This is a genomic window from Paraconexibacter sp., assembly GCF_041602235.1.
Lineage (GTDB): Bacteria > Actinomycetota > Thermoleophilia > Solirubrobacterales > Solirubrobacteraceae > Paraconexibacter.
The window spans coordinates 1-7,656 of the sequence record NZ_JBFIGP010000183.1; the positions used below are offsets into that span (position 1 = coordinate 1).

Below are 7,656 nucleotides of genomic sequence, written 5' to 3' on the forward strand. Positions count from 1 at the left end.
CCAGGCGCGCGAGCGGACGCCGCTCCATCGGGGGCTCAGGCGTGCCGGGAAGCCAGCCAGGCGGCCTCGGCCTTGCCGAGCTCCGTGACCGGGTCGTCGCCGTAGACCCACTCGCGCGCGATCCGGTGCCAGTTCGCGCGGGCCTCGAGCTGACCCAGGACGGCAAGGGTGAGGTGCTCGAGCCGCCGGCCGAAGAGGTACTCCGGCGGCATGGACTCGTGGCGCATGCGGGCGAAGTGCTCCCCCATCGGCGTCGAGACCCCCAGCACGATGTCGGAGGCGATCTCCGGCGTGAGCTGCACCGGCTCGTCCTTGGTGTACCAGCCCGTCGCCATGTCGGCGAACGCGAGCAGGCGGTCGGGCTCCATCTCCTTGGCGCCCGTGAGGAAGCCCTCCTGCCGCCAGTAGGTCACGAGGTCCTGACCACGGCGCTCGTGCGTGAGCCGCTGCGAGTGCAGCTCGACGTCGGCCACGCGCTGCTCGATGGTCTTGAACAGCCCGAAGTCCAGGAAGCAGATACGACCGTCCGGCATCACGAGGAAGTTGCCCGGGTGCGGGTCACCGCTGAACTGCAGGAACCGGTACATCGACCCGAAGTAGAACCGGAACACGATCTCGCCCAGACGGTCGCGCTCCTCCTCGGTGCACGTCGCCTTGAACTCCTCGAACCCCTGACCCTCGACGAACTCGGTGACGATCACGCGTTCCCGGCACAGGTCACCGACGACGCCGGGAATCACGATGAAGGGGTGGCCGCGGTAGATCCGGGCGAGTCGGCGCTGGTTGCTCGCCTCGAGCTCGTAGTCCAGCTCCTCGATCACGCGCTCGCGGATCTCGTCGGCGAGCGCGCTGGTGTCGAGGCCGGGGGCGAGCCGCCCGATGATCCGCATGATCATCCCGAGGTTCTGCATGTCCGCGCGCACCGCGGCGCTCACGCCCGGGTACTGCACCTTCACCGCGACCTCCCGCCCGTCCTCGCGGAGGGTGGCGCGGTACACCTGGCCGATCGACGCGGCCGCGATCGCGTGCTCGTCGAACTCGGAGAAGACCGCGGAGAGCCGGTCCCCGAGATCGGCCTCGATGACCTTCTTCATGTCCTTGAAGGCCACCTTCGGCGCCGCGTCGCGGAGGGCCGCGAGCTTGACCTGGAACTCGGCGCGGTACTCCTCCGGCACGAGGCCGACGTCGAGGAACGACAGGACCTGGCCGAGCTTCATGGCCGCGCCCTTCATCGTCCCCAGGACGGTGACCAGCTGCTCGGCGGCCTCGAACTGCCGGCGCTCCATGGCGGCGCGCCCGGCCTCCTCCGAACGCACGGTGTTCGCGGCGCGCGTCCCCATCTGCTTCACCGACTGCGTGGCCCCGAGGCGACCGATCCGCGCCGCTCGGGCGTATCGGGACGTCGGGACCTTCTTCTCCTTGTCGGCCATGTCCCGGGAACTGTACGCACCGGGACCCGCGGGGTGGCCGGGCGTCAGCCCCGCTGCACCCGCGACCCCGGGACGATGTCGTCGGAGCCGTCCGGCCACCGCACCCAGGCCTTGTGCCCGCCGTCGTAGTCATCTCCGAGGTGCACGAGGGTCGCGGGTTCGTCCAGCGCCGTGCACGGCTCGTCGCCCTCCGGGTCCAGGCCGCGCCAGATCCGCACGAAGGAGTTGTGCTCCCACTCGTCGGCGACCGTGGTGGGATCGGTGTGTCCGGGCCGCACGACCGTCTCCGGCGGCAGCTTGAGCAGCACCTCCATGATCGAGTGCTTGATGTCCTCGAACGTGGTGTGCCCCGGCGCCCGCACCCCGCCGACGGAGTTCTTGAACAGCGTGTCGCCCGTGAACACCTCGCCGCCGACGTGGAGCGACAACATGCCGAGGGTGTGACCGGGCGTGTGGAGCACCTCGACGTCGAGCTCGCCCACCGTCACGTGATCGCCAGGGTTGATCTCCCCGGTGACGAGGGCCGCGTACTGGTCCTCGAGCAGGGCCTTCTCGCGCGGGTCGATGAGGACCGCGATCCCCGGGTACGCGTCGACGACGGCGGGCAGGTCGCAGACGTGGTCGTAGTGGTGGTGCGTCAGCAGGACGTGGGTGACCTCGACGCCGAGCTCCTTCGCGCGCTCGATCAGCGGGCCGACCGGCCCACCAGCGTCGACGAAGAACGCCGACCCGCCCTCGTGGTCGGCGACGAGGTAGGTGTTGGTGACGAAGTTCGGGAGCAGGCTGCGTTCGGTGATCACACGGGCCAGCCTACCCAGGGTCCACCCCGCGAACCGAACGCGAGGCCGCCGGCGGCCTGGCGGAGGAACCCGCGTTCGCCGCGCGGGGGGCGGGGTAGGCTCCGGGCGTGCGGCTCTGCCGCGTCCCGTCGACCCCCGAGGGAGAACCATGCCCCCGCAGCTGCTCCACACGTGCTACCGGATCGGCGACATCGACCGGTCCGTAGCCTTCTACGAGGCCCTGGGCTTCGAGGAGGTCGGCCGCATGCCGATCCGCGACGAGGCGATCAACGTCTTCATGGGCCTGCCGGGCGACGGCGCCCGCCTCGAGCTCACCTACAACCACGGCATCGACTCGTACGAGCTCGGCACCGGGTACAACCACATCGCCGTGACGAGCGAGGATCTCGACGCGACGCTCGCGCAGCTCGCCGAGCGCGGGATCACGCCGGAGAAGCCGCCGTACTCGGTCCGCGAGGGCGGCTCGCGCCTGTGCTTCGTCCGCGACCCCGACGGCTACCGCATCGAGCTCATCGAGAAGCAGGGCTGAGCGCCCGACACGGGTGCCCACCGGGACTCGAACCGACCCCATGCGCGAACATGCGCGCGTGCCGACCGCTCCCCCCGTCACCGGCCGCCGCCGGCTGGCGGTGTGCGACCTCGGCTCGAACTCCTTCCGGCTCGTCGTGTTCACCTCGCAGGACGGCTGGTGGCGACGCACCGACGAGATCTACCAGCCCGTGCGCATCGGGGAGGGCATGGCGGCGACCGGCGAGCTGGGCGCAGCACCGATGCGGCGCGCGCTGGAGACCCTCGAAGTCTTCGCGCACTTCTGCAGCGCCAGCGGACTGGAGTCCGACGAGATCGACGCGGTCGCGACCAGCGCGATCCGCGATGCCGCCAACCAGGAGGCGTTCCTGTCCAAGGCGGTCAAGCGCGCCGGGATCCCGATCCGTGTCCTGTCGCGCGAGGAGGAGGCCACGTACGGCTTCCTCGCCGCCGTGAACTCCACGACGCTCGCCGACGGCTGCGTCCTGGAGATCGGCGGAGGCTCGCTGCAGCTCGTCTCGGTCGTCGGGCGCCACGCCGCGGAGTCCGCCTCGTGGCGCCTGGGCGCCGTCCGGATGACCGAGAGGTTCCTCGACGACGACGGTCCGGCGACGAAGAAGCAGCTCGACCGGGTCCGCGCCCACACCCGGGACCGGCTCGAGCGCGCCCCGTGGCTCGGCCGCAGCGGCGACCGGCTCGTCGGCGTCGGAGGCACCGTGCGCAACCTCGCCGTGGCTGCGCAGCGCGAGGCCGATCTGCCCAGCGGGGGCGTCCAGGGATACGTGATCTCACGGGAGACGATCGACGGACTCGTGGACAAGCTGGCCTCCCTGCCGCGCGCGGACCGCGGCAAGGTGCGGGGCATCAAGCCCGGGCGCGCTGACGTGATCCTCGCCGGAGCGGTCGTCATCCAGACGGTGATGGAGGTCGGTGGCTTCCCGGCGCTCGAGACCACCGAGGCGGGGCTACGCGAGGGTGTGTTCTTCTCCCGCTTCCTCGCCGACCGCGGCGACCCACCCGTGTTCGACGACGTCCGCTCGGCGAGCGTGCTGAACCTCGCCGCGCAGTACGGGGTCGACCCCGATCACACCGCGCACGTCGCGAAGCTCGCCCTCAGCCTGTTCGATGCGCTGGCGGCGGCAGGCCTGCACCCCGGCGACCCGATGGAGCGCGAGCTGCTGTGGGCCGCCAGCACGCTGCACGACATCGGCGTCGCGGTCGACTACGACGACCATCACAAGCACACGCGGTACCTCGTGCTGAGCGCCGGTCTGCCCGGGTTCTCCCCCCGCGAGGTGGCCCTCATCGCGCAGGCCGCGCGCTACCACCGCAAGGGCATGCCGTCAGCGGGCCCGCTCGCGGCCCTGCTCCGCAAGGGCGACAACGCGGTCCTCGACCGCTGCGCGGTGCTGCTGCGCCTCGCGGAGGACCTCGAGCGCTCGCGCGACCAGGCCGTCCGCGACGTGGCCGTGGCCGTCGACGGCGACGCCGTGACGCTGACGCTCGACGCCGAGGGCGACGTCAGCGTGCCGCGCTGGGCGGCGCGCCGTGAGAACGAGCTGTTCTCACGCGCCTACGGACGCAAGCTGCTCGTGGCCTGACCGGCGACGGGCGTGACGCGCGTCAGGCGGCGTCGGCGAAGTCCGCTGCGCGAGACGTCAGGCCGAAGATCGGGACCCCCAGCGGCGAATGCCCAACTCGCGCTACCTGATCTTCGGCCCGCGCCCGCTCCAGCGAGCGATGCACATCGCACTCACCCATGCCCGTGCGGCACGCGAGCTCGCGTACCGTGATGCCACGACGCTCTCCACCCAGCGCTCGCATCGTTGCGAGCACGGTCTGAACCGTCGGGGCGGTGATCAGCGAGCTTGTGGCGGACATGACTGGGAAACGCACGGGCGGCGCCGCGGTTGGCAAGTAACGCAACGTTCTCTCAAGAGAGTTCCATCGGCACGAATCCGCGCCGGCTTGAGCGACCGGCCCCAGAAGCGGAGTGCGCGCCCTTCCCGCGGGTAGCCCGTCCCGGGCCGGCCCGGGGGCGCGGATCACACCGCCCCGGCCAGCCGCTCGCGGATGCGCTCGTGCAGGTACCCCACCGCGGGGCACGCGACGCCGTGACGCTCCGCGGCGCGAAGGACGGCACCCGGGATCGCGTCCAGCTCGGGCGGGCGGCCGGCCGCCACGTCGCGGCGCATGGAGGAGTCCTGGTCCGGGCGCAGCGCGTCGACCTCCGCGGCCGTCGCCTGCGCGTCGACCGCGGCGCCCTCGGCGCGGGCGACGGCGACGGTCTCCGCTATCGCGGCGTGCAGGGCGCTCGACCGGGACGGGTCCTCGCGGATCTCACCGAGCGTCGCGTCGAAGGCGGTCGTCGCGCACGCGATGGGGTTCAGGCGCGCGAGCTTGGACCACAGGACGTCGGCCTCGGACGCACCGCTGCGGACGTCCATCCCGGTGCTGCGCAGCGCGGCGAGCAGGCCTGCGGTCCGCTCGTCGTCGGGGCCCGCGACGTCGATCCGGGCGGCGGCGCTCGACTGCTCGATCACCCCGGTGCGCGGCCGGTCGGACTGGACCCGGATGACCCCGGCCCGGACCCGGTCCGCTCCGAAGCGCTCGCGGAGCACGGTCATGTGGTCGAGGCCGTTGAGCAGCGGGACGACCAGCGCCGGTGAGGTCGCGGCGACCCGGTCGAGCGCCTGCTCCAGCGTCGTGGCCTTGGTGGCGACGAGCAGGACGTCCACCGCGGACCGGAGCTGCGGCGTCACCGGCGGGCGGGCGGTGAACGTCGCGTCGAGCGCGCGGCTCGTCACCTGGAGCCCGTCGCGCTCCACCACGGCGGCGGTGTCCTCGCGGCAGACCAGGGTGACCGGAACGCCCGCGCGGGTCAGCGCGGCTGTGACGAAGCCGCCGACGCCGCCCGCCCCCAGGACCGCGATCACGCGAAGGGGTCGTTCTCGCGCGTCGGGCCCACCGGGATGACCATCGGCTCGGCCGGCGCGGTGATCGTGTCGGTCTGCTCGAGCTCCAGCTCGGGCGGCTCCATGCCGTCGCACACGAGCCGGAAGCTGCCGGTCCCGACCTTGCCGTCGGCCTCGAGCAGCAGGCCGGCGATCGTGTCGCCCTCCTCCCACTGCATCCGCTCGATCTCGAACGGGTTCATGCGGACCGTGTGGGGCGGGAACGGGCAGCTCTTGTTGTGCTGATCCTTCGCCTTGACGATCGCCTCGAAGTTCTTGGCCTCGGGATTGCTCATGCTCCCCGAACGGTACCCGTCAGCGGTCGCGGGACAACCGCTCGACACGGGTGCGGTAGCGGACGTAGCGCCCGTTCTTGGAGCGGTAGTACGCGCTCGAGAGATAGGTGGGGCAGCAACCCCCGTCGTTGGAGCGGTACCACGGCTGGCGCACGACGAGCTCCCGGCCCGGGAAGTCCCGGCGCAGCGAGCGGGCGATCACGAACCCGGTGGCGTGGTAGGAGGCCCGTCGGGGCTTGCGGGTCCGCGGCGTGTACGGACCGAGCGTGAGCACGCGCCGGAACCTCGGGCAGCCGTCGCCGGTGTCGCGGACGCGCCCCACGACCATCTGGCCGTTGCGACCGGAGGCGCCACTGGCCGCGCCGACGATGAACTCCCGGCCCCGGCGCCCGTCGAGCTCCACCGCCTCGGCGACCGTCACGAAGTTCTCCGAACGGACCAGCAGCGGCGTGGAGCGCTCGACGCCGTGGCACCGGTTGACGAGCTCGATCTGGAGGTCGCGGTTCGGGAACTCGCCCTCGCAGGGCGGCGCCGTCTCCCCGCTGTCGGAGTAGCAGGTGATCTCGCGGACGCGGATGATCTCCGGCTCCGGATCGCGATCGACGTTGATCTCGAGCGGGGTCTGCAGCGTCAGCTCCTCGTCCTCGGCCTCGGCGCCGACGACGCCCGGGGACAGGCCGAGCAGCACGAGCGTCGCGAGAGCGGTGAGGGCGGGGCGTCCGCGCATGCGCCGAGCCTACCCCCGGCCGTCGGGAGCGGGCAGCAGCACCCCCGGGTTCATGACCCCCGACGGGTCCACCGCGTCCTTCGCGCCGCGCAACGCCGCGGCGAACACGTCCGGGCGCTGGTCCTCGTAGTAGGGGCGATGGTCGCGGCCGACGGCGTGGTGGTGGGTGATCGTGCCACCCGCCTCGATGATCGCGCGGCTGGCGGCGGCCTTCATCGCGTGCCACTGCGCGATCTCGTCCCCGCGGCGCGCCGGGGCGATCACCGTGTAGTAGGGGGCCGGGCCGTCCGGATAGACGTGCGTGAAGCGGCAGGTCACCCGGCACGGCTCACCCAGCGCCTCACGGGTCGCGCCGACCACGGCCTCGTGGAACCCCGGGAAGCGCTCCCACGTGATCGCGGTCTCGAACGTGTCGGCCATGACGCCGACCTGCATCAGCGTGTCCCGGAGGTAGGGCATCGCGAGGAACGCGTCCCGCCACGCCGACACGGCGCCCCCGCCGCGCGGCTCGTCGGGCGTGCCCCCGTGGGCGCGGCAGATCTCCAGGCCGCGCTCGAGCAGGTGGTCCACCGGGTGATCGGTCGACTCGAACCCCAGGACGAGCAGGGCGGCGGCTCCGTCACCGGCACCGGTCTGCTGCGCCTCCTGGGGGTCCACCAGCCGGCAGTTGGCGGGGTGCAGGTCGCTCTGGCTGAGCGCGCGGACCGCCTCGGCGCCCTGCAGGAAGGTCGCGAACCGCACGGCGCGCGAGGCGCGATGCTCCGGGCGCGGCTGCACGCGCATCCACGCCTCGGTGATCACGCCGAGGGTGCCCTCGCTCCCGAGCAGCAGCCGGTCGGGCGAGGGCCCGGCGCCGCTCCCGGGCAGGCGCCGGCTCTCCCACGTGCCGATCGGGGTGATGGCCCGGACCGACTCCACGAG

8 protein-coding genes are annotated in these 7,656 nt (G+C 72.4%); 2 read left to right on the forward strand and 6 right to left on the reverse strand.

Translation table 11 applies throughout. The features are described from left to right. Positions 1-35: 35 nt before the first annotated feature. The gene (locus ABYE80_RS14005; RefSeq protein WP_372790901.1) at positions 36-1,430 is read right to left on the reverse strand and encodes an ABC1 kinase family protein; all 1,395 of its coding nucleotides are present in this window, start codon (positions 1,428-1,430) and stop codon (positions 36-38) included. 44 nt (positions 1,431-1,474) lie between these two features. After that, the gene (locus tag ABYE80_RS14010; protein ID WP_372790902.1) at positions 1,475-2,230 is read right to left on the reverse strand and encodes an MBL fold metallo-hydrolase; all 756 of its coding nucleotides are present in this window, start codon (positions 2,228-2,230) and stop codon (positions 1,475-1,477) included. A gap of 148 nt (positions 2,231-2,378) precedes the next feature. Between ABYE80_RS14010 and ABYE80_RS14015 the strand changes: the two genes are divergently transcribed. Together ABYE80_RS14015 and ABYE80_RS14020 are read left to right on the forward strand one after the other, a co-directional pair. Next, positions 2,379-2,759, forward strand: coding sequence for a VOC family protein (locus ABYE80_RS14015; protein ID WP_372790903.1), 381 nt, complete (start codon positions 2,379-2,381; stop codon positions 2,757-2,759). A 58-nt stretch (positions 2,760-2,817) separates the two neighbouring features. Then, positions 2,818-4,359, forward strand: a complete 1,542-nt coding sequence (locus ABYE80_RS14020) for an HD domain-containing protein (protein WP_372790904.1) — start codon at positions 2,818-2,820, stop codon at positions 4,357-4,359. Between the two features lie 444 nt (positions 4,360-4,803). Here the strand turns inward: ABYE80_RS14020 and ABYE80_RS14025 are convergent, their stop codons facing one another. The 4 genes from ABYE80_RS14025 to ABYE80_RS14040 form a co-directional block, all read right to left on the reverse strand. After that, positions 4,804-5,694: a ketopantoate reductase family protein gene (locus ABYE80_RS14025; protein WP_372790905.1), complete on the reverse strand. Its 891-nt coding sequence runs from the start codon at positions 5,692-5,694 to the stop codon at positions 4,804-4,806. Beyond that, on the reverse strand, positions 5,691-6,008 hold the full coding sequence (locus ABYE80_RS14030; RefSeq protein WP_372790906.1) for a hypothetical protein: 318 nt from the start codon (positions 6,006-6,008) through the stop codon (positions 5,691-5,693). Before ABYE80_RS14030 ends, ABYE80_RS14025 begins: the two co-directional genes overlap by 4 nt. 19 nt (positions 6,009-6,027) lie before the next feature. Further along, a complete protein-coding gene (locus tag ABYE80_RS14035) occupies positions 6,028-6,735 on the reverse strand; it encodes a hypothetical protein (protein WP_372790907.1) in 708 nt (235 codons plus the stop codon). Between the two features lie 9 nt (positions 6,736-6,744). After that, on the reverse strand, positions 6,745-7,656 hold a 912-nt coding region (locus ABYE80_RS14040; RefSeq protein ID WP_372790908.1), incomplete at its 5' end, for an FAD-binding oxidoreductase.

Coding starts and splice junctions, on each gene's coding strand:
- ABYE80_RS14005 (WP_372790901.1), bottom strand. CDS start 1,430: ATGGCCGACAAGGAGAAGAAGGTCCCGACGTCCCGATACGCCCGAGCG.
- ABYE80_RS14015 (WP_372790903.1), top strand. CDS start 2,379: ATGCCCCCGCAGCTGCTCCACACGTGCTACCGGATCGGCGACATCGAC.
- ABYE80_RS14030 (WP_372790906.1), bottom strand. CDS start 6,008: ATGAGCAATCCCGAGGCCAAGAACTTCGAGGCGATCGTCAAGGCGAAG.
- ABYE80_RS14035 (WP_372790907.1), bottom strand. CDS start 6,735: ATGCGCGGACGCCCCGCCCTCACCGCTCTCGCGACGCTCGTGCTGCTC.